The sequence below is a fragment of the Shewanella sp. Isolate8 genome (assembly GCF_022398495.1).
Taxonomy (GTDB): Bacteria; Pseudomonadota; Gammaproteobacteria; order Enterobacterales; family Shewanellaceae; genus Shewanella; species Shewanella aquimarina.
This window is the reverse complement of sequence record NZ_JAKEVI010000001.1, coordinates 1,731,469-1,755,154: the sequence shown is the minus strand read 5'-3', so window position 1 is coordinate 1,755,154 and position 23,686 is coordinate 1,731,469. Positions and strand designations below refer to the sequence as shown.

Annotated in this window: 18 protein-coding genes and 4 tRNA genes; 14 read left to right on the top strand and 8 right to left on the bottom strand. The window is 49.3% G+C overall.

Going from position 1 to position 23,686, the window contains the following annotated elements:
- Positions 1-56: 56 nt before the first annotated feature.
- A complete protein-coding gene (gene punC / locus L1D43_RS07715) occupies positions 57-1,379 on the top strand; it encodes a purine nucleoside transporter PunC (RefSeq protein WP_239850561.1) in 1,323 nt (440 codons plus the stop codon).
- A gap of 80 nt (positions 1,380-1,459) precedes the next feature.
- Positions 1,460-1,550 (top strand) — tRNA-Ser (locus L1D43_RS07710).
- 543 nt (positions 1,551-2,093) lie between these two features.
- Here L1D43_RS07710 and L1D43_RS07705 read toward each other — a convergent pair.
- The 3 genes from L1D43_RS07705 to L1D43_RS07695 form a co-directional block, all read right to left on the bottom strand.
- Positions 2,094-5,276 (bottom strand): efflux RND transporter permease subunit, encoded by a 3,183-nt coding sequence (locus L1D43_RS07705; protein WP_239850560.1) that lies wholly within the window; start codon positions 5,274-5,276, stop codon positions 2,094-2,096.
- Between the two features lie 6 nt (positions 5,277-5,282).
- Entirely contained in the window at positions 5,283-6,470 is a 1,188-nt protein-coding gene (locus tag L1D43_RS07700) for an efflux RND transporter periplasmic adaptor subunit (RefSeq protein WP_239850559.1), read from the bottom strand.
- A 573-nt stretch (positions 6,471-7,043) separates the two neighbouring features.
- Complete coding sequence (locus tag L1D43_RS07695) at positions 7,044-7,991, bottom strand: ecdysteroid 22-kinase family protein (RefSeq protein ID WP_239850558.1); 948 nt, start codon at positions 7,989-7,991, stop codon at positions 7,044-7,046.
- Positions 7,992-8,344: 353 nt separating this feature from the next.
- Here L1D43_RS07695 and L1D43_RS07690 point away from each other — a divergent pair, with 353 nt between their 5' ends.
- The gene (locus tag L1D43_RS07690) at positions 8,345-9,040 is read left to right on the top strand and encodes an SDR family oxidoreductase (protein ID WP_239850557.1); all 696 of its coding nucleotides are present in this window, start codon (positions 8,345-8,347) and stop codon (positions 9,038-9,040) included.
- 161 nt (positions 9,041-9,201) lie between these two features.
- Here L1D43_RS07690 and L1D43_RS07685 read toward each other — a convergent pair whose 3' ends face one another.
- A complete protein-coding gene (locus tag L1D43_RS07685; protein ID WP_239850556.1) occupies positions 9,202-10,239 on the bottom strand; it encodes a hypothetical protein in 1,038 nt (345 codons plus the stop codon).
- A gap of 268 nt (positions 10,240-10,507) precedes the next feature.
- Between L1D43_RS07685 and L1D43_RS07680 the strand changes: the two genes are divergently transcribed.
- The 3 genes from L1D43_RS07680 to L1D43_RS07670 all read left to right on the top strand — a co-directional run bounded on the left by L1D43_RS07680 (position 10,508) and on the right by L1D43_RS07670 (position 12,887).
- Positions 10,508-11,074 (top strand): GNAT family N-acetyltransferase, encoded by a 567-nt coding sequence (locus L1D43_RS07680; protein WP_239850555.1) that lies wholly within the window; start codon positions 10,508-10,510, stop codon positions 11,072-11,074.
- 91 nt (positions 11,075-11,165) lie between these two features.
- Positions 11,166-12,497: an FAD-binding oxidoreductase gene (locus L1D43_RS07675; protein WP_239850554.1), complete on the top strand. Its 1,332-nt coding sequence runs from the start codon at positions 11,166-11,168 to the stop codon at positions 12,495-12,497.
- Positions 12,498-12,611: 114 nt separating this feature from the next.
- Positions 12,612-12,887 (top strand): hypothetical protein, encoded by a 276-nt coding sequence (locus tag L1D43_RS07670; RefSeq protein ID WP_239850553.1) that lies wholly within the window; start codon positions 12,612-12,614, stop codon positions 12,885-12,887.
- A 126-nt stretch (positions 12,888-13,013) separates the two neighbouring features.
- Here the strand turns inward: L1D43_RS07670 and gap are convergent, their stop codons facing one another.
- Positions 13,014-14,024, bottom strand: coding sequence for a type I glyceraldehyde-3-phosphate dehydrogenase (gene gap / locus L1D43_RS07665; protein ID WP_239850552.1), 1,011 nt, complete (start codon positions 14,022-14,024; stop codon positions 13,014-13,016).
- Between the two features lie 211 nt (positions 14,025-14,235).
- Complete coding sequence (locus L1D43_RS07660; RefSeq protein ID WP_239850551.1) at positions 14,236-15,075, bottom strand: DUF2989 domain-containing protein; 840 nt, start codon at positions 15,073-15,075, stop codon at positions 14,236-14,238.
- A gap of 203 nt (positions 15,076-15,278) precedes the next feature.
- Between L1D43_RS07660 and L1D43_RS07655 the strand changes: the two genes are divergently transcribed.
- From L1D43_RS07655 to L1D43_RS07630, 6 genes are all read left to right on the top strand, one after another.
- A complete protein-coding gene (locus L1D43_RS07655; RefSeq protein ID WP_239850550.1) occupies positions 15,279-16,715 on the top strand; it encodes a glyceraldehyde-3-phosphate dehydrogenase in 1,437 nt (478 codons plus the stop codon).
- 233 nt (positions 16,716-16,948) lie between these two features.
- A tRNA-Gly gene (locus tag L1D43_RS07650) sits at positions 16,949-17,024 on the top strand.
- 35 nt (positions 17,025-17,059) lie between these two features.
- Positions 17,060-17,133, top strand: a tRNA-Cys gene (locus tag L1D43_RS07645).
- Positions 17,134-17,171: 38 nt separating this feature from the next.
- Positions 17,172-17,258: transfer RNA gene (locus L1D43_RS07640), tRNA-Leu, on the top strand.
- A gap of 712 nt (positions 17,259-17,970) precedes the next feature.
- Entirely contained in the window at positions 17,971-18,261 is a 291-nt protein-coding gene (locus L1D43_RS07635; protein WP_239850549.1) for a hypothetical protein, read from the top strand.
- Between the two features lie 555 nt (positions 18,262-18,816).
- Positions 18,817-20,010 (top strand): amino acid aminotransferase, encoded by a 1,194-nt coding sequence (locus tag L1D43_RS07630; protein ID WP_239850548.1) that lies wholly within the window; start codon positions 18,817-18,819, stop codon positions 20,008-20,010.
- Positions 20,011-20,060: 50 nt separating this feature from the next.
- Here the strand turns inward: L1D43_RS07630 and yvcK are convergent, their stop codons facing one another.
- Complete coding sequence (gene yvcK, locus L1D43_RS07625; RefSeq protein ID WP_239850547.1) at positions 20,061-20,972, bottom strand: uridine diphosphate-N-acetylglucosamine-binding protein YvcK; 912 nt, start codon at positions 20,970-20,972, stop codon at positions 20,061-20,063.
- Positions 20,973-21,107: 135 nt separating this feature from the next.
- Between yvcK and L1D43_RS07620 the strand changes: the two genes are divergently transcribed.
- Both L1D43_RS07620 and L1D43_RS07615 read left to right on the top strand, forming a co-directional pair.
- The gene (locus tag L1D43_RS07620) at positions 21,108-21,935 is read left to right on the top strand and encodes a glucosaminidase domain-containing protein (RefSeq protein ID WP_239850546.1); all 828 of its coding nucleotides are present in this window, start codon (positions 21,108-21,110) and stop codon (positions 21,933-21,935) included.
- Complete coding sequence (locus L1D43_RS07615; protein ID WP_239850545.1) at positions 21,913-22,536, top strand: DUF2987 domain-containing protein; 624 nt, start codon at positions 21,913-21,915, stop codon at positions 22,534-22,536. The genes L1D43_RS07620 and L1D43_RS07615 overlap by 23 nt, the downstream gene beginning before the upstream one ends.
- Positions 22,537-22,649: 113 nt before the next feature.
- On the opposite strand, the gene ttcA is transcribed toward L1D43_RS07615, so the two are convergent.
- Complete coding sequence (ttcA, locus tag L1D43_RS07610; protein WP_239850544.1) at positions 22,650-23,603, bottom strand: tRNA 2-thiocytidine(32) synthetase TtcA; 954 nt, start codon at positions 23,601-23,603, stop codon at positions 22,650-22,652.
- Between the last annotated feature and the right edge of the window lie 83 nt (positions 23,604-23,686).

The window sequence follows — 23,686 nt, the reverse complement described above, 5'->3', positions numbered from 1 at the left end:
GCAAGTCACTAGACTCACCGACTTCTTTGGTTAGTTAAAGTGAATCTTCTAATTTTATGAATAAAATCGCTAATTTTTCTTTTCTTATCTATCTAGCGCTACTTAGCATGTTGGGCTTTATTGCGACTGACATGTATTTACCTGCTTTCAAAGCAATTGAAACAAGTTTGGATGCAAGTGCTACCCAGGTCGCCAGCTCACTGACTTTCTTTCTCGCCGGTCTGGCGTTGGGCCAGCTATTGTACGGGCCCTTAGTGCAGGCGATAGGCAAACGATTGAGCCTGATATTGGGGCTTGTTTTGTTCGGCGGCGCCAGCCTGGCGATCGCCAACAGCGACTCGATTGCCATGTTTAATGTGGCGCGTTTCTTTCAGGCCCTGGGCGCCTGCAGCGCATCGGTTATCTGGCAGGCGATTGTTATCGATCGCTACAAGGCCAACGAGGCGCAACAGGTGTTTAGTAACATCATGCCGCTCGTGGCGCTCTCGCCAGCCCTGGCTCCTATCTTGGGTGCCTATCTATTGGAGTGGCAACAGTGGCACAGCATCTTCTTTATTCTGGGCGGCTTAAGCCTGTTGCTTATCCTAGCAACCCTCGTCTGGGTCGATAGAGAAGTACAACTAGTTAGAGCTGAAGCCTCAGGGGGCATGGGTGAAGCCTCCCAGTACAAGGCTATGTCTGAACAAGATGAGAAAGTAGGCCAAGGCCAAGACGTCGCTCGGGTGAGTTACTTGAACATGCTGGCCAGCCCAAGATATCTAGGTAATGTCTTGGTATTTGGTGCCTGTTCGGCGGCTTTCTTCTCCTATCTAACCCTCTGGCCCATCGTCATGGAGCAGCATGGTTATGCGGCCAAGGCGATAGGTTTGAGCTTTATTCCGCAAACCGTGATGTTTATCGTCGGCGGCTACCTGAGTAAGCTGTTTATTCGTCGCTATGGCGCCGAGGTGTCGCTCACCTGGATCCTGTTGCTGTTTGGGGCTTGTGTCGCTGGGATCGCTCTGGTTACCCTATGTTATCCTTCGAATACCATCTGGCCGCTATTGAGTATCTTCTCGGTGATGGCGGCGGCCAACGGCGCCTGTTATCCCATAGTGGTCAATACTGCGCTGCAGGTCTTTAAGCAAGCTTCGGCCAAGGCGGCAGGGTTACAGAACTTTTTGCAGATAAGTATCGCCTTCGGTGCATCCTCCCTGGTAGCCCTATGGGCAAATGCCGGCGAGAAGGCAATAGGCGTAGGCATAGTAGTCAGTGCAATAGGTGTCTTGATAGGGTATCAGGTCAGAGGTTATGACAACTGGCGCGCCGTGTTCAGTGCCATCTCTACCCCGGATCCGGCGAAAATCGCGCTACATCAGGAGGAAGATTCGACAAAGTGAGCGTAAGTTCGCCAAATAGATCTTTTCGGGATATTTTCCCTTTACAAGTGAAATAGGGCGCTATATTATTCGCGGCGTTCGGAGAGATGGCAGAGTGGTCGAATGCACCGGTCTTGAAAACCGGCACGGGTTTATAGCCCGTCTAGGGTTCAAATCCCTATCTCTCCGCCACATTAAGAAAAAAGGCTTCCAGAAATGGAAGCCTTTTTTCGTTTTAGCCTCGATAGGAACTAATTAGTTATCAGGTGAACACGGGAAAATTGAACCCAGGCTTCCTAATATTAAAATCTGGCTATCTCTAAACCACATTAACGAAGCCCGCTAATGAGCGGGCTTTGTGCTATCTAGCTTAAAGCATACGAGTAATTGCCGGGTTCCTAACGTTTAAGCCCACTATCTCTCTGTCAAATTAAGAAGAAAGGCTTCCAGAAATGGAAGCCTTTTTTCGTTTTAGCCTCGATAGGAACTAATTAGTTATCAGGTAAACGCGGGTAAATTGAACCTAGGCTTCCTAATAGTTAAATCTGGCTATCTCTAAACTACATCAACGATGCCCGCTAATGAGCGGGCTTTGTGCTATCTAGCTTAAAGCATTCGAGTAATAGCCGGGTTCCTAACGTTTAAGCCCACTATCTATCAGTCCTCTCAGAAACATCAAGAAAAAAGGCTTCCAAAGATGGAAGCCATTTGCGTTTGTACTTGTAGGTAGCTCGCTTATTGCTCTGCTATGACCTCTTGATTCACCTTAACACTAGCTAAGCGGTTGTAGATCTTACTCAACCATGCCTTGGTGTCTTCGATGACGACATAGAGACAAGGGATGAGCACCAGGGTGACCACAGTGGCAAACAAAACGCCGAAGGCCAGAGATACCGCCATAGGAATCACCATCTGCGCCTGCATGCTGGTCTCACTCATAATCGGTACCAGGCCGATAAAGGTGGTGAGCGAGGTGAGCAGAATCGCCCTAAAACGACGACAACCCGCCTCAATCACGGCAACCTTCATGCTGACTCCAGCCAGGCGGGCTCGGTTGATGTAATCGACCATCACCAGGGAATCGTTAACCACCACACCTGCGGCGGCGATGATGCCAAAGAGGGAGAGGGCGCTAAGATCTATCCCTAACAGCATGTGCCCAAGCACAGAGCCAATGATGCCGAAGGGGATGACGGACATGATCATCATAGGCTGCACATAGGACTTCAAGGGCACGGCCAACAGGCTGTAGATCACCAGTAGCGAGATGATGAAGTTACGCATCTGAGTATTGGCGCTGTCGAGCTGCTCCTGAATGTTGCCGGCAACTTCACTCTTCACCCTTGGGTACTGACGCAGCAGTTCAGGGATAAAGTTATCGCGTATGTCCTGGGCTAACTTGAAGGGTTCTGCCTGTGAGGCATCTACCGAGGCCCAGACGTTGATGGTGCGGTTGCCATTTTCACGTCTGATGCCACTCACCCCTTGGGTTACCTGGATCTCGGCGACTTCTGAGAGCGGGATTTCTGAGCCCTGTGGCGTGAGGATCATCACCTCTGTCACATGGGCGATGGAGTTACGCTGCTCCTCGGGATAACGCAGCATCACCTTGATCTCCTCTCCGTTGCGCAAAATACGCTGGGCCTCGAGGCCATAGAAGCTGGCACTGACCTGAGAAGCTACATCGGCGAGGGTGAGTCCGATGCTGTTGGCCAGCGGCTTAAGGCTGAACTGCACCTCTTTGGCACTGGATTGACGGCTGTCGTTAACATCGCCTACGCCCTGTAGGCTATTGAGCTTGGCCTTGAGTGCCTTGGCCGCCGCGACCAGCTGTGTTTCGTCCTTGCCTTCGAGGCGGAAGCTAATATCGCCATCGTCGCGGCCGCCGCCGAAGAGGTTGTCGCGAATATTGAACGACTTTACCCCAGGGATCTGCGGCATGGCCATACGCCAACGCTCGGCGAGGGCGAAGGTATCGATAGGGCGCAGCTCGGGATCCACCAGCTTGGTCATCACCTGGGCACGGGTTCTGCCTTGCAGATCCACCTGCATATCGGCAATCATCCGCTGGCCAAACTCCTGCTCGAGCTGATCGTCGACCTTGTGCAGTGCCTGCTCGATCGCCAATGCCGCGGAGAGGGTCGAATGCTCAGATGAGTCCAGGTTCATCTCGACGCTGATTCTCGGAAAGTCATGGGGGATCTTAGGTTGCCCCACATAGCGAAGCACGCCACCCGAATAGAGGCCGGCACATACCAAGATGAGACTGACGAACAGGGTGATGATCATGTATCTGTATTTTACCGATAGGGTCAGTGAAGGTTGATACAGACGATAGATCACAAACTGGAGTCCGGCGTCCACCTTGCCCTGCAGGTAGTTTACACCGATACGCAGCAAATTGATGGGATTCTTCGAGCCAGGCTTAATCTCGGTTTTCTGTTTCATCTTGGCTAAGTGCGCCGGCAGGATGAGTTTGGACTCTACCAGAGAAAACAACAGACACAGAATCACCACATAACCGATAGACTGACCGAAGGCCGATGAGGGGCCGTCATCCATTGTGATGGGTAAGAAGGCGGCGATGGTGGTTAACACCCCGAAGGTCGCGGGCATAGCCACTTTCTTTACGCCGCGGATCACATTGTCCAGGGTTTGCCCCTTCTCTTCACATTCGGTATGGGCGCTCTCGCCCATGACGATGGCATCGTCGACCACTATCCCAAGTACCAGGATGAAGGCAAACAGGCTGATCACGTTGATGGTGACATCTATCATGGCTGTCGGCATCAGCAGCAGTGTGCCTAAGAAGCAGACAGGTAGCCCCATCATGACCCAGAAGGCCAGGCGAACCCGCAGGAAGAGGGCGAGCATGATAAACACCAGGATGGCGCCGCTCTTCATGCTGTCGAGCATGAGATCCAATCGCCCCTGAAGGTAATAAGTCATATCGACCCAGGTCTCAAGGTTGAGCCCTTGGGGCAGGGTGGCCTGCTTATCTTCGACGTATTGGTTCACCACCTTAGCCACATCCGTCATGCTCTGGTCGTTTGAGGCGCCCACGAAGAAGGTGACCGAGTTCTTGCCGTTAAACTTGGAGTATTGGATCCCCTCTTCGAAACCGTCTATCACATTGGCGACATCACCAAGCATTAGCTTAGTGCCGTCCTCTAAGGTGATCAGCGGCAGGTTTTCAAACTCATAGCCCACATAGGCCTGATTTTGCACCCTCAGGCTGATGTAGCCATTCTCAGCCTTGATTTGACCGGCCGACATGTTACGCGAATAGCCACGCACGGCCTTGGCCACATCGTTAAAGGAGAGGTTGTATTCGCGAAGCTTATCTTTGCTGACCTCGATGGACATCTCATAGTCCAGCCCGCCATAAAACTCGGTGATATTCACCAGCGGCAGTTGCATCAGCTCATCATGGATCTTCTCGCCAAACTCCTTAAGCTGCTTGGGAGGCAGATCGCCATAGAGGCTGATATAGAACACCTCTTGTCTATTTTTAATGCGCTCGACGCGAGGGCGCTCCATGCCATCGGGAAAACTCGAGATCGAATCTATTTCCGACTTGATTTCATCCAGCACCACCTGAGGGTCGTAGGAATCTTCGATACGGAAGTAGCCCGATGCCGAGTTACGGTTTGAATAGGTGATCACCCGTTTCAGGCCTTGTATACGCTCGAGCGCCTCTTCGACCTTAATGGTGATCCCTTCTTCAACCTCTTGCGGCGCCGCGCCAGGATAGAAGGCGCTGAACTCGACCCAGTTAGTCTCGGTCTGAGGGAAGAACTGTTTACGTATGGTGCTGGCAGTTAACAGTCCGCCGATAATGATGATGATCATCAACAGGTTTGCCGCCACACTGTTGCGGGCAAACCAGGCGATCAAGCCTTTATTTGGATCTGGCATTCGCCCTTACTCCTTGTCTTCCATTGCAAGTTGTTGGACGACCGCTTCATCTTCAGCAGGCTCCTGCTTGTCAGAGGCAAGGGCGAGTTTCATCCCTTCAATGGGATAGTCCAGCGCCGAGGTAATGAGGCGCATGCCATCCTCTAAGCCTTCACCGATCACTACTTGAGTGCCTTGTTGGCGCAAAATATCGACAGTTCTGAATGCCAGGGTATTTTCCGGCGTCATGATGGCGACCCTATCGTTAACCACCAGGTGTCTGGCGATGGTCGTGACATTCTGTGCCTGAGAACCGTGTATGCTCGCGGTGATATAACTGCCATATCTGAGGGGCTGTTTGTTGTCTCTGAGACCGTAGGGGTCGATAACCTCTGCCACCAGATAGGTCATGCGGCTGCGATTGTCTATCACCCCCTCGCTGCGCACGATCTGACCACGCCAGGTCTTTTGTTCACCGGCAAAGTTTCCGCTGACAATGACCTGAGCGCCCAGGCCCTTGTTATCCAGGTACCTGATCTCTTTATCGGGTAGGGGCAGGCGGATCTCGGCCTTTTCTGTGCTAAGCAGCTTACCCAGTTGGGTACCGGTAGAGACGTAAGAGCCAAGGCCGATATGACGGCTTTCTATTAAGGCGTCGTAAGGCGCCTTGATCACAGTGCGCTCTAAATTACGGGTGGCTCGCTTGAGGCCGGCCTCGGATGAGTTAAGACGGGCAACTTCTTGTGCCAACTGAGGTTTACGCAGGCTTAGTTCGGTTGGCGTGCCGTTTTCGATCCGTTTCCATTCTTCGGCGGCTACCTTGCCATAGGCCTTCTCTTGCACCAGAGTCGCCTTGGCACTGGCCACTGTAGCCTTGGCGTCGATGAGAGCCGCCTCGTAATCACTGGGATCTATCTTTGCCAGGATCTGGCCTTTCTTGACTAAGCCACCGCGAACGAAGGCATCGCTCAGGTAGACGATTTCACCTGAGACCTGTGAGACAAGCTCGGTCTCATACTTGGCGTTGACGATACCGTATGAGTTAACGGTAAAGGTCATGGGGTCCTTGTCGATTATGTCGACTGCCACGACGGGAGTATTGTCAACGACGGGTTTCTCTTGTGGTGGTTTTTTCATCGATGCTAGCACGGCAAAGGTGCCGATACCGGCGGCCAGCACGACGATAGGTAATACGATCTGTTTTGCTGTAGCCACAAACACTTCCTCTTGTCGGAGCTATGGTATTAATTCTATTGATAAAAACAATATCTTACTTTGGCGAAAGACTTCTTGCAGGGTAAATGTTATCGAAATGGGGGATTTGTTAAAGCGGTTAAATGTAAACAGGTATGTAATTTGCCTTGTTAGGCTTTGCGTTGTAAAGCACTAGGGGCTGATGGCGTATAGCTTGGTTTCGAGCACCCCTGAGCTCAATGAAGGAAGCCGGTGCAAATACCCAATGCTAACGCCAGATACTTATAGGCAAAAAAAGAGGCACAAAAGAGGCAATTAAAGAACCGATAGAAACCGGTAATGAAAACCGATATTAAAAAATCAGGCATTAGAAAGAGAGTGTGATGCCGCGTTATTGGCTAACTTAGATAGCACATTTGGGTACTCACCCGTTTGCGTATATCGAGCACTCTCTTAGTATGATTGTAGCGCTATTTGAGGCGATTTGCCCCGTGTTTTAGGGCCTCAGCTGAACCTTTTTAATGACGATATATTGCCTTTCAAGTATAGAGAAATCTTTCTAAAAATGTGCTTAAAGAGTTCCCTAGAAAGTCTTTAAATAAGCGCGGCAAGCGCCTGCTCCGTCATCCTGTGACTAAAGCCAGTTCGTTTGTGATGCTGTGGCTGCCAGCCGGCAAGAAAACGTTCAAAGTCGGCCCAGGCAAAAGGGAGCAGGGCTTGCCATTCCTCTACCAGTTCGTCAATTTCATTGGCCGCCCAATTAGCGGATAGCTGCCTGCTAAGCGTGTGAAAATAGCGGTTACAAGCGGTGTCATAATGGGCTGAAAGCTGCTCCTCGTCGAGGCAACTGCCCAATAGATAGATGAAATCTTTAACGCCTACGCCGCTACCGACATATTGAAAATCTAACGCCGCCACACCATCGACTCCCATAGTGTCGCTATCACTGTGAAAACAGAAGTTAGCCACCTTGGCATCGCCATGTACTAAGGTCTGAAACCTGGCCTGTTTGAGTCTGGCATCGATAGCTGCTGCAGCTTGCTTTAGTGAAGATGCTGCCATTACCGCAAGCTCTTCGGGCCGAGTCTCAAGGTGCCAGTAGGTGCCGATTGGCCAGAGGCCCGCAAATAGAGTTTCTCCCGGTGAATTTTTATAGACAAACAGGGCATGAAATCTTGCCAGCCAATCGATGGCGGCATAGAGCTGAGACTCGGTAAGCGTCAAATGACGCATGTTGAATCCCAGCCCGTCGAGATCGCTCATTACCAGCAGCATCTCCTGGGTCTCACTGTCTTGATGAGCCGCTAAAAGAGTGGGGAGGTTCAGTAGGTCTTGGCAACGGTTGGCGTAGTGCCGATACCAATTTAGCTCGACCTGATAAGAGCGCATCTTACGCCGATGAGAGAGCTTAGAATCCCATTGATGGGGATGGGCGCTTTGCCTTGGCGGCGCGATATGCTTGACAATGACGGTTTGAGAACTTCCTTTCCCATCTAGCTGATAACGGGCTATCTCGCCATAGCCACTCCAGAGCGTCTGCAACTTGCCTAGCTTTGTGGCCTTTTGGCAGGAGAGTGTTTGGCAAAGCATTTGCTCAATATTCAAGATAGGTGGTTCCTTGGGTGTGAGTGGGTTATGAAAGCACTATTGGGATCATCCAATTTTGCCTCATTGTCGCAGACAATAAAAACCGAGGAAAGGCTGCAATAGTCTTGCTGCTATTGAGAATGAAAATAATGACTGGGATAAATATAGTAGGCCTTTGCTTATGCCAATTTTTAGCCTAAGGCCTTAGCATTGGCCCCGATACGCTAGGATGCAGGCAAAAGTTTACGCCTTAGGTTATGATTCTGGGTGTTAACTGATGATATCTAATGATGGCGTAAGGAGTTGTTATGACTAAGCATGTGGTGATCACCGGAGCAAATCGTGGGATAGGCTTAGGCTTTGTCAGGTATTATCTGGCTAAAGGTGATCGCGTCACCGCCTGTTGCCGACGGCCCGGCGAGGCAAGCGCGTTAATTCAGCTGGCAGAAATCCACGGCAACCTCAATATTATTCAGCTGGACGTGACAGATGAGGCGTCGCTGCGCGCCTTGCCGCAACATCTCAACGATACTGCTATCGACATCTTGATCAACAACGCCGGCTATTATGGACCTAAGGGGATTGGCTTCGGTAAGTTAAGGGCTGAAGAATGGCAAAAGGTATTGGCAGTCAATACGATAGCGCCCATTATGATCACTCAAACCTGTTACCCCATGTTGCGCAAGGCGAATAACGCTAAGGTGATCTGTATCTCCTCTAAGATGGGGAGCATAGCCGATAATCAGAGTGGTGGCAGCTATCTCTATCGCTCATCAAAGGCGGGCCTCAACGCCGCGCTTAAGAGTCTGGCTATCGATTTGCGTTGCGAAGCGATCTTTTGCGTAGCGTTTCATCCAGGTTGGGTACAGACGGACATGGGCGGGCCCAATGCCTTGATCACCGTTACAGAGGCGGTAGAACAGATGGTTACCTGTATCGATAGATTAGATGCGAGCCAGTCCGGGCAATTTTTAAACTTTGATGGCAAGGTGATCCCCTGGTAGCTGGCTAAGCCAGGTTTCATCTCGGGGGCTGTTATTCACACCGACACGTATCGACATGCTAGGCGTAAAAAGTCCTGGGCGCCTGTTAGCGCCCTAGCAGTAAACCAGCTCCTCGAATGTTCGCACTAATGTTGAAATTAATATCGACACTAATGTTGACACTAGGTGGCAGGAAAGGCGGGTGAAATACACTTTCTTACGGTAAAGCGATAATGGTATTTTGCCGTGTCGTCAGGTACCACCTCGAGAATTTCATAGTCATTGAGTTCGACGACGTTGGAATCTTCTTGCTTTTCACAGCGCGATCGGCTGTCTGCCTCAAAATGATAGGCAAACTGGGCGATTAATTCGCGTATCTCTCCCTGATAGGCGTGACGTATTGAGGCGTATTCTCTTGCAAGGGATGTGGTGCTGTTTTGCTGCTGGTCTGCTTGAGTATCAGTTGTATTCTCTTCTTCACTACCGTTCTGAAGACCTGCTGTCTCAGTGATTGATGCTTTATTCGGCTCTTTAGTCAGTTCTGTATTAGCTTCTTTATTCGCTTCCTTGTCTAATTCAACGTCTGATTCGGCGTTTGCGAGCCCGCCTTCCACTTCTGGCTCAACTGCGGCGAATTGCGGGTTAATCTCCTTGTCGGCAGCGTCATCAAGGCCTATCGTCGCTAACTGGTCCTGATCATGGTTTAGATCTCCCTTTACCGTCTGCTCTATGGCTTTTATGTCACTCAGCGCCGATTCCACTCTCTCCTCGACGTCTCCGATGAGTAAGAGCAAATGGTAGAGTAGGACGAAAGAGAGGATGAACCTGACCATCAACGTCGTAAATCGATAGTGGCTGTTACCCGTAAGGGAAAAGAGTTTGATCCCAATGGGCTTCAATACTAGGGCGATCAGCAGGTAGAAAGGCATCAAGATCTGTGCAAACAAGAGTCCCACCGCGCTAATACCCAATATCCAGGCTGGCAGAAGCAGCAAGATGGCAAAGTTATGGGTGTAGTTAAAGTGGGTCGCCGGCACACCCACCACCTCGTTGACAATAGCGCTGGCCATCGCCAGCGCGTAGTTGGCCACTATGGCGTAAAAGAGTAACAACACAGCCTTACCCGCGAGAGAGTGCCAGACACGCTCGAACACGGGCCAAAATTCCAGGGTGAGGGCGATGGTGGTGATGATGGCCACTAAGCCTAAATGTTCGCTCATTAGCAAAAGCGCTGCCAATAGATAGAGCCTTTGAGGCAATGTTAGCCGTTGCCACTTATTTCTAAGGCCTTGCATGAATCTTTGCGGGACTGAAGAGGCCTGTTTTAATTTGTTTTCCAGCGCAGGTTGTGAGAAATCTATATTCACCCAATGACTCCATTATTATTTGGGGTTGTTCAAGAAATATGCGCTTAGTCGCATCCATACTCTATCCAAGGTTTTTTATGTTACCTTGAGGTTAATTTAAGGTAAACAGGCGAGTAAGGCGATGAAAAACCAGGTAGAAATTAGACCCCTAAAGCAGGACGATTTTGAGACGGTTATCGCGCTAGGCAATCTGGTACACGGTGATGGCTATCTCGATGGGCAGATGCTGAGTGAGATGCAGGATAAGGCCTATAAATCGGGGATCAATGCTAACTTTGTCGCCTATCGAGGGGGAGAGTTAGTGGGGTTTAGGCTCACCTATGCACCGGGAAATTGGTCACTGGATCGCTGGTGTTCGCCCACGCTCTGGCCAGTTGCTGCCGAAGATTGCTGTTATTTCAAGTGCAATACCGTTTCCGAGGAGGCGAGAGGACTCGGCATAGGTAAAGCCCTATTGCAAAATTCAATAGAGGCCTGCAAGGCTCAGGGGGCATTGGCCGGAGTCAGTCACCTGTGGAAACAGAGTCCGGATAATTCCGCCGTGGGCTACTTTACCAATGCGGGCGGCAAGCTTATCAAGGAACATCCTGAGCGCTGGAACAATAATCCTGATCATCCCGACTATGTTTGCGTCTTGTGTGGCAGCGAATGTCACTGCGTTGCCTGCGAGATGATCCTCATTTTCTAGGTTGAGGTGTTAACTAGAGCGTCATCACTTTATATCTGCCAGAAACTATCGGCGACAAACTTTAAGCGAAAAACATTAGTCGAGAACCCCTATGTCTTACGATCCCTTACGCAACGACTTTCCAGACCACCAACCCTGGCCAGACTCCTACTGGGCCACAACAGTTACGCGGCCCGAGCCCTTGCCTGCGCTTAACGGCCGGGTGCAGACCGATGTGGCCATTGTGGGGGGAGGCTTTACCGGCTTGCTGACGGCCTATTATCTTGCCAGCGAGTTTAATATCGAGGCCAGAGTACTTGAGGCAAACCAGATAGGCTTCGGCGCCAGTGGACGCAACGCGGGTTTCGTGCTCAAAGGTTCAGGGCGCATGGGCTATAGCCAGATGGCCAAGAAGTGGGGCATGGAAACCACCAGAGGGATCTATGATGAATTTTCACAGGCGGTGCGCCGTGTCGAGCAGTTGATAAAACAGCATGATATCGCCTGTGATCCCCGACCCAAGGGTTATCTTAAGATTGCGCATAATGCCAAGGCATATGGCACGCTAAAAGCGGCGGCCAATTTCATCGCCGAGCACCTGGGGGATGATGCCGAGTTTCTCACACCATCCGAGCTAAAAGCGGTCTATATGGACAATCATCAAGCCTATGGTGCCCTGCGTCTCAATGATGGTTTTGGCGTGAATCCCTTAAAACTTTGTTTAGGCTACAAACGTGCGGTGCAGTCTCTCGGTGTGCCCTTACATGAAGAGAGCTGCGTGAGAGCCTGGCTGAAAGAGGGCGCGCATCATAGGTTGGTCACCGACAAGGGCGAGCTTATCGCCAAGCAGGTCGTCAGCGCCGGTAATGCTTATACGCCTAAGCATTTTAATCCGGCGGTCGATAGTCGATATCTGCCCATACTGAGTAACATCATAGTGACGGCGCCCTTGAGTGAGGCGCAGCTTGAGGCAACGGGTCTTAAGACACATCAGGTGGTGATGGATACCCGCCGCCTTAAGTATTATTACCGCTTGCTGGGTGACAATAGATTACTGTTTGGTGGCCGCGGCGCGATAAGCGGTAAGGATGCCAGAGATCCTCGCTATGGCGAACGTTTAAAAAGCGCGATGGCAGATTGCTTCCCGGCATTGACCGATATCGCTATCGACCATAACTGGACGGGATGGATTGCCGCCGCCTTGGATGATATGCCTCATGTCTATAGTAAGGGCGATATGGGCTACAGTCTGGGGTACTGCGGAGCCGGAGTCGCCTTCTCGGCGCAGGCGGCCTATCGTTTGGCACAGCATATTGCCGGAGAACGCCTGCCTGAGCTACCGCTCTATCGAACACCTCTGCCTAAGTTTCCCTTCGCGCGCCTAAGACGATTGGGACAAAGTGCTTATTATCAATATGCTTGGCTAAGGGATAGGTACAGTTAGCGGCCAATTTTTGTTACCATAGCCTAATCACACGCAAAGCCGATGAGATGTTCTATAATTTGCTACTGTCGTTTTTTCAATCAGGCAAAGACTCATCGATAAAGGTTACCCGCTATGAAACATGTTGTAGATAAGATGCTCGATAAACATCACAAACTGGTGCATTCAGAGGGCGTGAAAATTTTATCCCATACCCAGAGAGAGATTGATGAATGGGTACAACATACGGTAACCATAGAAGGCTGTGACGCCCCCTTTAAGTTTCGCCGCACCAAGAAATACCGCAGCTTGCAGGGGCACAAGGTGAATATGACCTATTACCCAGAAACGGAAACCGTAGCAGGTTTCGATTTTGAGGTGATGAAAGTGGTGCGCATCAAACGTTTTTAGTGCGCATCGAGAGGTTAGCTCAACACAGTGATGTTTAGATGGCTTGACCTTGAAAGATTGCCAGATACAAAAAAGGAGCCTAATGGCTCCTTTTTTATGAATGTGACACTACTTAGATAACTTGGCTTACTTAGTCGTCATCAGGGCAACCGCGTTGTCTAGCATACGGTTACTGAAGCCCCATTCGTTGTCGTACCAAGCCATAACCTTAACCAGACGGCCGTTTACACGGGTTTGTGTAGCGTCGAAGTTAGAAGAGTATGGGTTGTGGTTGAAATCGATAGAAACCAATGGCTCTTTGTTGACCGAAAGCACTTCGCTCATTGGTGCAACGCTTGCCGCCTTCTCGATGATGGCGTTGATCTCTTCAACAGTGGTGTCGCGCGCGGCAACGAAAGAGAGATCCACCAGAGATACGTTTACTGTAGGTACACGTACTGCCATACCGTCGAACTTACCAGCCAGCTCAGGTACCACTAGACCAACGGCTGCAGCAGCGCCTGTCTTAGTTGGGATCATAGACATGGCTGCGGCACGAGCGCGGCGTAGGTCAGTGTGGTAAACGTCTGACAGACGCTGATCGTTAGTGTAAGCGTGGATAGTGGTCATTAGACCCGATTCGATACCAATCTCGTCGTTCAGCGGCTTAGCGAAAGGCGCCAGACAGTTAGTGGTACAAGAAGCGTTAGAGATCACTGTCATGTCAGAGGTGATCACATCGTTGTTTACGCCGTAAACAACAGTCGCGTCAACGTTCTTACCCGGTGCAGAGATGATCACTTTCTTTGCGCCAGCGTTTAGGTGTGGCTGAACCGCTTCTTTAGAAGTGAAGATACCGGTACATTCGAACACAACATCGACTTCAAGCTCGGCCCAAGGGAGTTTAGCTGGGTCACGCTCAGAGAAAGTTTGGATCTTGTCTTCGTTGACGTAGATAGCTTCGTCGTCGTGCTCAACTTTGGCGTTGAAGCGACCATGTACAGAGTCGTACTTAGTCAGGTGAGCGTTGATTGAAGCATCACCCAGGTCGTTGATGGCAACGATTTGGATGGGGTACTGCTTTTCGCTTTCATAAAGTGCGCGAAGTACGTTTCTACCGATACGGCCATAGCCGTTAATTGCTACGCGGATAGTCATCTCATATCCCTCAGGTAAATGTATAAAAATATCTGGTAGTAAAATTACCAAATTGACAGCTATCGTCAAGCAATATCGGGTTTTATTGGCTAGTTAGCTTAACAAATTTGCTGTTTTCTTTACAAAGATCAGATTTTTTACAAAAACCGGCTCGATTTCTGTAAAAAAAATACTAGTGGCAAACATTTTGCCAGCAAGGAGAATGGCTCAATTAAGACGAGGTATTTAACTGAGCGCGGATCTCACTAGAAGCGTAGTCACCGTTTTTCAGATGTTCCACTAAGGTATCGGCTTGTTCATCTAAAAATTGCGCCAGTTGCTGGTTGCCATTGATTAAGGCGTTCATTTTGGCATCGGATGCCGTGTTGCGCGTCATCAATACGTTGGCTTTTGAGAAGAGATAGGTTTTTTCCAGATCGTTTTGCTGGTGGTAGATGCTGGCAAGGCCTAATAGCCAGTCGGGATTAAAGCTGTCTGGATCGGCACTGTCTAACAGCTGTAGATAGAGCGCCTTGGCCTTGTCGAGATCCGACTTCTGGTAATAAGAGGCGAGACTGGCCAGGATCTCGAGATCTTTTATGCTGCCTGCCTGTTGTCCCTTTATTACGCGAGACAGGGCCGCCTGGTCATTGAGGCGGATCCAGTGATAGTAGGAGAGATAGAGATCCGGGTTGTCTTTGGTCGTCTCTCTCAGTTGTGCCAGGTTTTGTGCGCTGATGCCGAAGGCTCGCACCCTATCGTTGGTGCGCTCTGGGTGCATGATGTGCTGCACGCCAGCGGCCAGTTCGATGCATTTACTGTAGTTTTCCAGATTGATCAGATGCTGATAAATCTGCTTGCCGGTGGGTGAGGGGGTGTTTTTGAGGGCAAAACGCTTGCGGATCAGGTCTGCTCGCTCATATCTGCACCAGCTATCGCGATGTAAATCGTCACAAAGCTCAGGATTATTTTTACAAATCGTGGCGGTATTAGCAGCATTATCGCAGCCAAACAGGCCGAAAATCGCCAAAAGAGACAATAATGGTGTAATGATTACAAAATTTAATCTCAAAAGTGCGTCCCCTTTAGATTTTATCTAATAATATTACATGGTTAGAGAAAATATCTTACTAGATCGAAAGCCCACTTTTCATTACAATGGCGCCGACCAATAACAGGATTGACGTCCGATAATAATAGAGTATTGGTCTTTTCTTTTTGTTACTCAATCATTTCTACAATAAATGTAGTAAAAGTGAGATAAAGGATCTGTAAATGACCGCTGATAAACACCTACAAAGCTGGCAAGAACGTTTCGAAATGGCGGAGGCGATGCAGCCTCTACTTGGTAAGTTGTATCGTAACCAAGGTGTAGAAGTCGTTCTATACGGTAAGCCACTTCTTAATGCTTCCACTATCGAGATCATTAAGTCACACCGTTTAGTGCGTCGTCATGTGGGTGACAAACTCAGATTACGCGAAAGTTTTCCTTTTGTTGAGGCACTTAGCAGATTAGCGGTGAAGCAATGTAAAGTCGATATCGGTAAGTTAGCGGTTAACTACTGGCGCGAGCATGACGATGCGAGCCAGATCGAAGCTTACATGGCCCAAGAGCTGGCCTCGGCAATCGATCATGAAGACAACCAAGAAGCACGCGACGTAGTGCTCTATGGTTTCGGTCGTATCGGACGTCTATTGGCGCGTCTACTGATTGAAAGAACCGGCGTGAGCAACAAGCTGCGTCTTCGCGCTATCGTTCTACGTGGTGGTCGTAAGGGTGACCTAGAGAAGCGCGCTAGCCTGCTACGTCGTGACTCGGTACACGGTCCATTCAACGGCTCTGTTGAGGTAGACGAAGAGAACAACGCAATCATCGCCAACGGCACCTATATTCAGGTGATCTACGCTAACTCTCCAGACGAAGTGGATTACACTCGTTATGGCATCAACAATGCGCTGGTAGTTGATAACACAGGTATCTGGAAAGACGAAGATGGCCTGGGACTGCACCTAAGATGTAACGGCGCTTCTAAGGTGCTATTGACTGCACCGGCTAAGGGTGCGATCAAGAACATCGTTTACGGCGTAAACGAAAATGACATCCTGGACGAAGACACTATCGTCTCGGCGGCAAGCTGTACCACTAATGCCATTACCCCAGTACTTAAGGCGGTCAATGACAAGTATGGCATCGTAAACGGTCACGTTGAAACGATTCACTCATACACTAACGATCAAAACCTGATCGATAACTACCACAAGGCCGATCGTCGTGGTCGTAGTGCACCGCTAAACATGGTTATCACCGAGACGGGTGCGGCTAAGGCTGTTGCCAAGGCGCTTCCAGTGCTGGCCGGCAAGCTAACCGGTAATGCGATTCGCGTGCCTACGCCAAACGTTTCTATGGCTATCATCAGCCTGAACCTGAATGGCGAAACCAGCAAAGAAGACATGAACGAGTATCTACGTAATGTTGCGCTTTGTTCTGAGCTGCAAAACCAAGTTGACTTCACCGAGTCAACAGAGATCGTCTCTTCTGATCTGGTTGGTTCTCGCTACGCGGGTGTTGTCGACTCACAGGCGACCATTGCCGAGGGTAACCGCGCCATTCTTTATGTTTGGTACGATAACGAGTTCGGTTATAGCTGCCAGGTTGTTGGCGTAATGCAGAAGATGCTTGGTCTAAACTACCAATCTCTGCCTGCTGCTTAACCTTAACCGCTAGATAAATCTAAACGCCTCGGTAAGTACCGGGGCGTTTTTTTATCCATAAGAAGTTGAATATGCTTAACAAAGAGTCACAAAGGTGATTAATGCAGCAGTTGATGCAACAAACCTTGTTTAAGCCATAAATAGACGTTGACACTTTTAGGTAAATCGGTAGAATTCCTTTCCGCAGTCAGGGGAAAGCTCGATAGGGCACTTGGCTGGCAAGCGTTTCAGATGCGACATTAGCTCAGTTGGTAGAGCGATACCTTGCCAAGGTATAGGTCATCGGTTCGAACCCGATATGTCGCTCCAAATTTACGGTCAAGCCGTAAACCGCTTCAGATAAAGGCGCGATGGCAGAATGGCTATGCTGCGGATTGCAAATCCGTCGATCTCGGTTCGACTCCGGGTCGCGCCTCCACTTTCCGTTTTAACGTAAATCACGATAAAACACACTAGGCCCGAGTGGTGGAATCGGTAGACACAAGGGATTTAAAATCCCTCGCTGGTAACAGCGTGACGGTTCAAGTCCGTCCTCGGGTACCATCTCAATAATCAGTGTAATCCAATGATGTACATTAAGACCTATAAATTAATGGTCTTATCCTTTACCTTTGTCGTTACAGTCAACCGATCGTATTTAAACAGCAAAAGCTAGTTTATTCATCACTATATCAAATTTTCTATATAACTTGCCTTTTCCCATTCTGCATATATACGGGACCTTAACAATCGATAACTCGCAACTTTCATTGCATAGCGACTTAATTTAATTAGGTTATGCTCCCTTTGGAGTTTGACAAATGAGGGCATTGACCAAAGCAGACGCTCTTCAAGGATTTACAGCAAAGAAGTTACCAGCTGCTATAGTCTTATCATTTAGACCAGATGCTAAGGATAGTACATATGTTGATGCAATAGATGGAGCAAGTTATTTTTAAAAGCCTTTCAGAAAACAATTTGGAATGGATGAAAAAAACTGTTCGTGCACGTTAGCAAAGTCTGCGAGTAAGAGGCTGCTAGAGCGGATTCGCTGTCATAAAATGGATTACATTTCATGGTAAAGTGAGGTACTAACAGAAGGTTTTATGGCTTTTCCCGATTGAACGAACATGCGACATGGATGCCTATCTAGGTGTTAAATGTGCTTTCTTAAGGCAACATAAGAAATGAGAAGCCAATTAATCTTGGCTATCGGAAATCGCCGGTGACTAACCCATTTCTTGACAGTCCTTAAATGTTTAATGGGGATTTGAAAATGGTCAACATAGGAAGTGTGGAGATAAACATCCTTGAAATTGTCAGTAAACACCGTGAAATTTGTGCGACAGATGTTTATGAGACGTATCGAAAAGAAAAAGGAGCCTACTATCCAAGTCATTCTACGGTCAGTAGGAAGTTGATGAAGCTTACAGAATACAATTTTTTAAACAGAGTCCCGATCAAGTTGTTTGTTCCTAATTTTGGAGCTTTAGGGTATGGAATCGAACGTCCGGGTTATGGGTATGTACTTTCTGAGCAAGGGCGGACCTATTTAAGTGGCTTATGAATTGTTTAACCTTTTAGTTAGATGACTTCGCCGCAAAATGAGCTAAGTGCATATTAAGTTGGTTTTTTTGAACATCATAGCTAGTTAAGCATAGCGGGGGCTGTTTGGGTGCTTAATATTTACTGAAGCATGATTAAACAAAGGTATGTAATTTTTATTCAAGTCAGTCCTCGGGTAACATCATGAATATGATCGTAGGGAGTCTCACTATAGTGTGGGGCTTTGTTGTCTTTGACCGAAAATCTTTTAGTCTAACGCAGCTGTTAGAGCAATCGATTCTATCCATCCGTTACCTTCCGCTATTTTAAGCACGCAAATCAACAGGCCTGAACAGAGCTAATGTGAGCGAGATCTCATCTTAAGGGATCTGCTAAATTTTGCTCATATCGTTCGATAATCTCTAAAAGAATTACGCTTTAACCCTTTAAAAATCAGGAAAGCTAGGGCGGCATAAGAAAAATATTGATATAGAAAAATATCCGCTATGAAGGGCGCTAAGACAGTGGTATAACTAGCCCCGAACCCCTTCTTATGACGACGTTTAGGAACATCACCATGATATTTAACCAGGTTGTACTGGCCCCCGCAGATCCCATTCTTGGTCTTACCGATGCTTTTAAGGCCGATCCTCGCGCAGATAAGGTTAATTTAGGTGTTGGCATCTATAAAGATGAGTCAGGCCAGACGCCGATTCTTAAGTCAGTTAAGTTGGCCGAGCAAAAATTGCTAGAAACTGAAACCAGCAAGAGTTACCTGGGTATCGACGGCGTCATCGCCTACAACCAGGCGGTACAGGGCTTGTTGTTTGGTGCAGATCACGCAGTAATGACCGAGAAGCGAGCGGTAACGGCTCAGGCGCCGGGTGGTACAGGCTCCCTGAGAATGGCCGCCGAGTTTGTGGTGCGTAATACTGATTCACGTACCGTATGGCTGAGCAATCCAACTTGGGCAAACCATAACAACATTTTTCAATCTGCAGGCTTAATCGTTAAGCAATATGGCTATTACGATGCGGCCAGTCACGATATCGACTTCGATGCCATGCTCACTAGCCTTGAAAATGCAGAGGAAGGCGATTTGCTGCTGCTTCACGGTTGCTGCCATAACCCGACGGGTATCGATCTCAACATCAGCCAGTGGGAAGTGATTGCCCAGCTTTGTGTCGACAAAGGCCTGATCCCCTTGTTTGACTTTGCCTATCAAGGCTTTGGCACCGGGGTAGAAGAAGACGCAAAAGGACTACGTCTGGTGGCCAGCAAGGTGCCCGAACTGTTAGTGGCTAACTCGTTTTCGAAAAACTTTGGTCTCTACAACGAGCGTATCGGCGCCGTGACACTAGTAGCAGAAGATGCTGAGACGGCGAAGCGTGCATTTAGCCAGATTAAGAGCACCATACGTAGCAGCTATTCTAATCCACCGGCCCATGGCGCATTGATTGTTGCCACAATTCTTGGTGATGCTGAGCTAAGAAAGTTATGGGAAGCGGAGCTGACACAGATGCGCGAACGTATCGCCGAGATGCGAGTGCTGTTTGTGAAGACGTTGGCTCAGCAGGGGGTGTCGCAAGATTTCAGCTTTATCTCGGCGCAAAACGGTATGTTTAGCTTCTCAGGTCTTAATAAGGAGCAGGTGGCGCGCCTGAAAGAGGAGTTTGGTATCTATATCGTCGGCTCTGGCCGAATTAGTGTTGCCGGCATGACCCGCGCCAACATGGATACCATATGCCGGGCGATCGCTAAGGTATTATAAGCTTCGATATTCTACTAAAGACGCCACGCTATTAATAACGTGGCGTTTTTTTATGCCAGCGCGTCGAGCGCTTGAGGCTCAACAATAAGAGACAGGGCGTCGGCCAGCGCCGCTCTGTCGTGGAGGGCCTGATGGTGGCGACTACGTAGCGGGTAGTGGGTGACTATGCCTGTGGTGAGATATCTGTCACCGTGACAAAGCACGTGATCGACCGGTTTATTGCCCATGACCTGCTTAAACCAGCTAAGACGTTTCTCCAGGCTAAAGTTAGCCGCGGCGGAAGGCTCCTGGGTCAGATTATCGATTAGGACCACCTTCGCCTTGGAGTCGTGTAGCGCCTGGCTCAATTTAGGCAACAGCAGTGGCGGCATGATGCTGGTCAAGAAACTTCCTGGGCCTAGTATAATGAGATCCGCTTGCCTAACCGCATTGCAGGCCTCGAGGGTGGCATCCACCATGGGTTCCAGCGAGAGGGCGATGGGATCTTCACACTTCTGATCCACCTCGACTTCGCCGAAGATACGATTGCCACAAGACTGAATGGCGACCAGATGGGTTGGTTGCTCCGACATAGGGATCACCTGGGTCTCTATGTTGAGCAGTTTGCGGATCAGATTGACCGCATCTAACGGCCGCACGCAGAGGTCATCCAGCGCCATCAACACTAGGTTACCCAGATTGTGGTTGGCGAGCTCGCTTTTACCGCCGAATCGATATTCAAACAGCAGTGAGCCGACTGAGGGCCGACTTGCGAGCTGAGACAGGCAGTTACGCAGATCGCCCCAGGCGATACAATCTTGCTGCTGTCTTAGGCGTCCGGTTGAACCGCCATTGTCCGTGGTGGCCACTATGCCGGTGAGTTTTGGACCGAGAAACGAGAGAGAGGATAAGACTCGGCCCAGTCCGTGGCCTCCGCCGATGGCGACAACATGTTGATATTGATTGATGGCGTAATCGCGCATGTCGGGTATTTCCTTCCTGAATCCCCATTTACCTGTCGGTCATTATAACCCATTCGTCCTATAGGTATAGCGGTTTTGTTCATGACTCAGATGACATATAATGCCGCCCATGAACTCATAATAAGAGCGAAGCATTTGAGAACAGGTCACATCAACAAGTTGATACTTTCCCTAGGGATTGTTGCGTTAGCAATATTGGCGGTAAAGCTATTTCTGATAGAACGCAAGGCCGAGCCAGAACAGGCACCGGGAACGATTTTAAAGAATCGCAGTCAATTTAGTGCCATCCCAGATTTCCAGGCAATTAGTGATATTGCGACCAAGAAACAGGCATTCTTCGATTTCCTTCGTCCGGCGATCAGGCACCACAACGCCGTAATTAGTGACGAGCGTAAGTTCCTGGAACAATCTCGCGCCCACCTAGCTAACCAACAACCCTTGTCCGAGGCTGAGGCCTATCGCATCTTGCAACTAGCAAGCAAATATCAGTATTCGATGCGCGGTGCCACTCTCGAATCCCTGGATGAGCTATTAACGCGAGTCGATACCATTCCCGAAGACTTAGTACTCATTCAGGCGGCTAACGAGACCGGTTGGGGCAGTAGCCGTTTTGCCAGAGAAGGGATGAACTTCTTCGGCCAATGGTGCTTTAAAAAGGGCTGCGGTCTGGTGCCGCAATCGCGCACCGAAGGGCTAAGCCATGAAGTAGCCGTCTTTAAGAGCGTCGAAGATTCGGTGGGCTCCTATATGCGCAACCTTAACTCGAACGCGGCATACTCGCTTCTTAGGGCCATTCGCGCCGATTTAAGAGCAGAGAATCAGCCGGTAAGCGCCGAGAAGTTGGTCTACGGTCTAATGAATTACTCAGAACGTCAGGAAGCTTACGTTGAAGAGCTGCTTGATATGCTACGTCATAACAATCAATTTTTGGTGGAAAATCATGAACAAAGGCCTGCTGTGTAGTTGCCTGCTTCTGGCAACGAGTGTTGTTCAGGCAACGCCCATTTCTCTCGACTATCAGGGCTTCTATCAAAGAATGAAGCAGATGAATAAAGGCAACTATTCGCTTATCGACATCGCCTTCTCTGTGCCTAAGGAAAATGGCTGTCTTATCGAAAGCGGCTCAATCACTACAGAGAAGCGCAACTATCCGCTGACATTCTCCGGTGACCAACGTCTCTATATTCCATTCGATGAAACCTTGAAGTCAGACCGTGCCCTCATCAATCTACAAATGAAGAACGATGCCACACGTTGTGGGGTGGCGATGCAGATCCGCGCCAAGTCGCCCTCAAATGAATATAGCCAGGAAGCACTTAGCGAGCTGGCAACCCAGATGGATGAGTTGCTCAAGCAGATGCAGGGCTTTCCAATGAAATATTTTGCCGATGATATTGCTGGGGTCAGCTTTGAGTTTGCAGGTAAGGCGCAGGTGACGATCGATGGTAAAGAGCAGCAGGTTGACGGCATCTATCGCTTAGCAAGTGATGAAATTAGCGCGCTAAGTACGATAAGTTTTAGTGAAACGCCTAAGGTGGTCAGCCCTTGGGTCAAGAGCTCCTAGTTAGCTTGTCGTTTAGAGCGCGGACATAAACGGACAAAGACGTAAAAAAGCCCTCAAGAGAGGGCTTTTTTATTATCTATAAAGACAATTCATGCAAGTCGCTAGGTTAAAACCTAAGGCGTATAGGTGCTCACCACATCGATTTTTAGTTGGTCACGACTACGCTTGGCCGCATCTAGATCGATATGACCGCTGTTAGCCAGATCCAGGAAGTCAAACGCCGGCAGATCCGACTCCGCTACATCGCCTTTCATCGGTGCGTCGGGATCTTGTTTCAAAGAAACAAAGTCGAACTGATCTCTATCGACCCCCTGTGACGGACTCGTGTTTTGCATTGCGGTGAAGATGGTTTCGATACGACCTGGGAACTGCTTATCCCAGCTCTTGAGCATCTCTTTTACCGCAGCACGCTTCAGGTTTTCTTGAGAGCCACAGAGGTTACAAGGGATGATTGGAAACGCCTTTAACTCGGCATATTCGGCGATGTCTTTCTCGCGGCTGTAGGCGAGAGGGCGGATCACTACGTTCGCGCCATCGTCCGACAGCAACTTGGGCGGCATCGCCTTAAGCTTACCGGCGTAGAACATGTTGAGGAACATGGTCTCTATGATGTCGTCTCTGTGATGACCCAGGGCAATCTTAGTGGCGCCAATCTTCTGCGCAAAACCATACAAGGTGCCACGGCGCAGACGGCTGCAGAGTGAGCAAGTGGTCTTGCCTTCGGGGATCTTATCTTTAACGATAGAGTAGGTGTCCTTCTCGAGGATATGGTAAGGCACCTTTAGGCTATCTAAATAGGCTGGCAGAATGTCTTCTGGGAAACCTGGCTGCTTCTGATCCAAATTGACGGCTACCAGATTAAAATTAACCGGCGCTCTTTGCTGCAGATTGACCAGGATATCCAGCATGGCATAACTGTCTTTGCCGCCGGAAAGACAGCACATGACGGTGTCGCCCTCTTCAATCATGTTGTAATCGGCGATGGCACTACCGACTTCGCGCCTAAGACGCTTTTGTAGCTTGTTTAGCCGAGTTATCTGTTTCTTTGAGAGGGTTTCTTCAGACATAATAAAAAACGCGCCTAGTATCGTAAAATTCTGGGCGCGTAGTATAGCTTAAAAAATTGGGCTAAAGAAGATGGCCTAAGGCG

Excerpts from the sequence above, each read along its gene's own strand:
- punC (WP_239850561.1), top strand. The coding sequence starts at position 57 with ATGAATAAAATCGCTAATTTTTCTTTTCTTATCTATCTAGCGCTACTT.
- L1D43_RS07705 (WP_239850560.1), bottom strand. The coding sequence starts at position 5,276 with ATGCCAGATCCAAATAAAGGCTTGATCGCCTGGTTTGCCCGCAACAGT.
- L1D43_RS07690 (WP_239850557.1), top strand. The coding sequence starts at position 8,345 with ATGACTAAGCATGTGGTGATCACCGGAGCAAATCGTGGGATAGGCTTA.
- L1D43_RS07685 (WP_239850556.1), bottom strand. The coding sequence starts at position 10,239 with ATGAGCGAACATTTAGGCTTAGTGGCCATCATCACCACCATCGCCCTC.
- L1D43_RS07680 (WP_239850555.1), top strand. The coding sequence starts at position 10,508 with ATGAAAAACCAGGTAGAAATTAGACCCCTAAAGCAGGACGATTTTGAG.
- L1D43_RS07675 (WP_239850554.1), top strand. The coding sequence starts at position 11,166 with ATGTCTTACGATCCCTTACGCAACGACTTTCCAGACCACCAACCCTGG.
- L1D43_RS07670 (WP_239850553.1), top strand. The coding sequence starts at position 12,612 with ATGAAACATGTTGTAGATAAGATGCTCGATAAACATCACAAACTGGTG.
- gap (WP_239850552.1), bottom strand. The coding sequence starts at position 14,024 with ATGACTATCCGCGTAGCAATTAACGGCTATGGCCGTATCGGTAGAAAC.
- L1D43_RS07655 (WP_239850550.1), top strand. The coding sequence starts at position 15,279 with ATGACCGCTGATAAACACCTACAAAGCTGGCAAGAACGTTTCGAAATG.
- L1D43_RS07635 (WP_239850549.1), top strand. The coding sequence starts at position 17,971 with ATGGTCAACATAGGAAGTGTGGAGATAAACATCCTTGAAATTGTCAGT.
- L1D43_RS07630 (WP_239850548.1), top strand. The coding sequence starts at position 18,817 with ATGATATTTAACCAGGTTGTACTGGCCCCCGCAGATCCCATTCTTGGT.
- yvcK (WP_239850547.1), bottom strand. The coding sequence starts at position 20,972 with ATGCGCGATTACGCCATCAATCAATATCAACATGTTGTCGCCATCGGC.
- L1D43_RS07615 (WP_239850545.1), top strand. The coding sequence starts at position 21,913 with ATGAACAAAGGCCTGCTGTGTAGTTGCCTGCTTCTGGCAACGAGTGTT.
- ttcA (WP_239850544.1), bottom strand. The coding sequence starts at position 23,603 with ATGTCTGAAGAAACCCTCTCAAAGAAACAGATAACTCGGCTAAACAAG.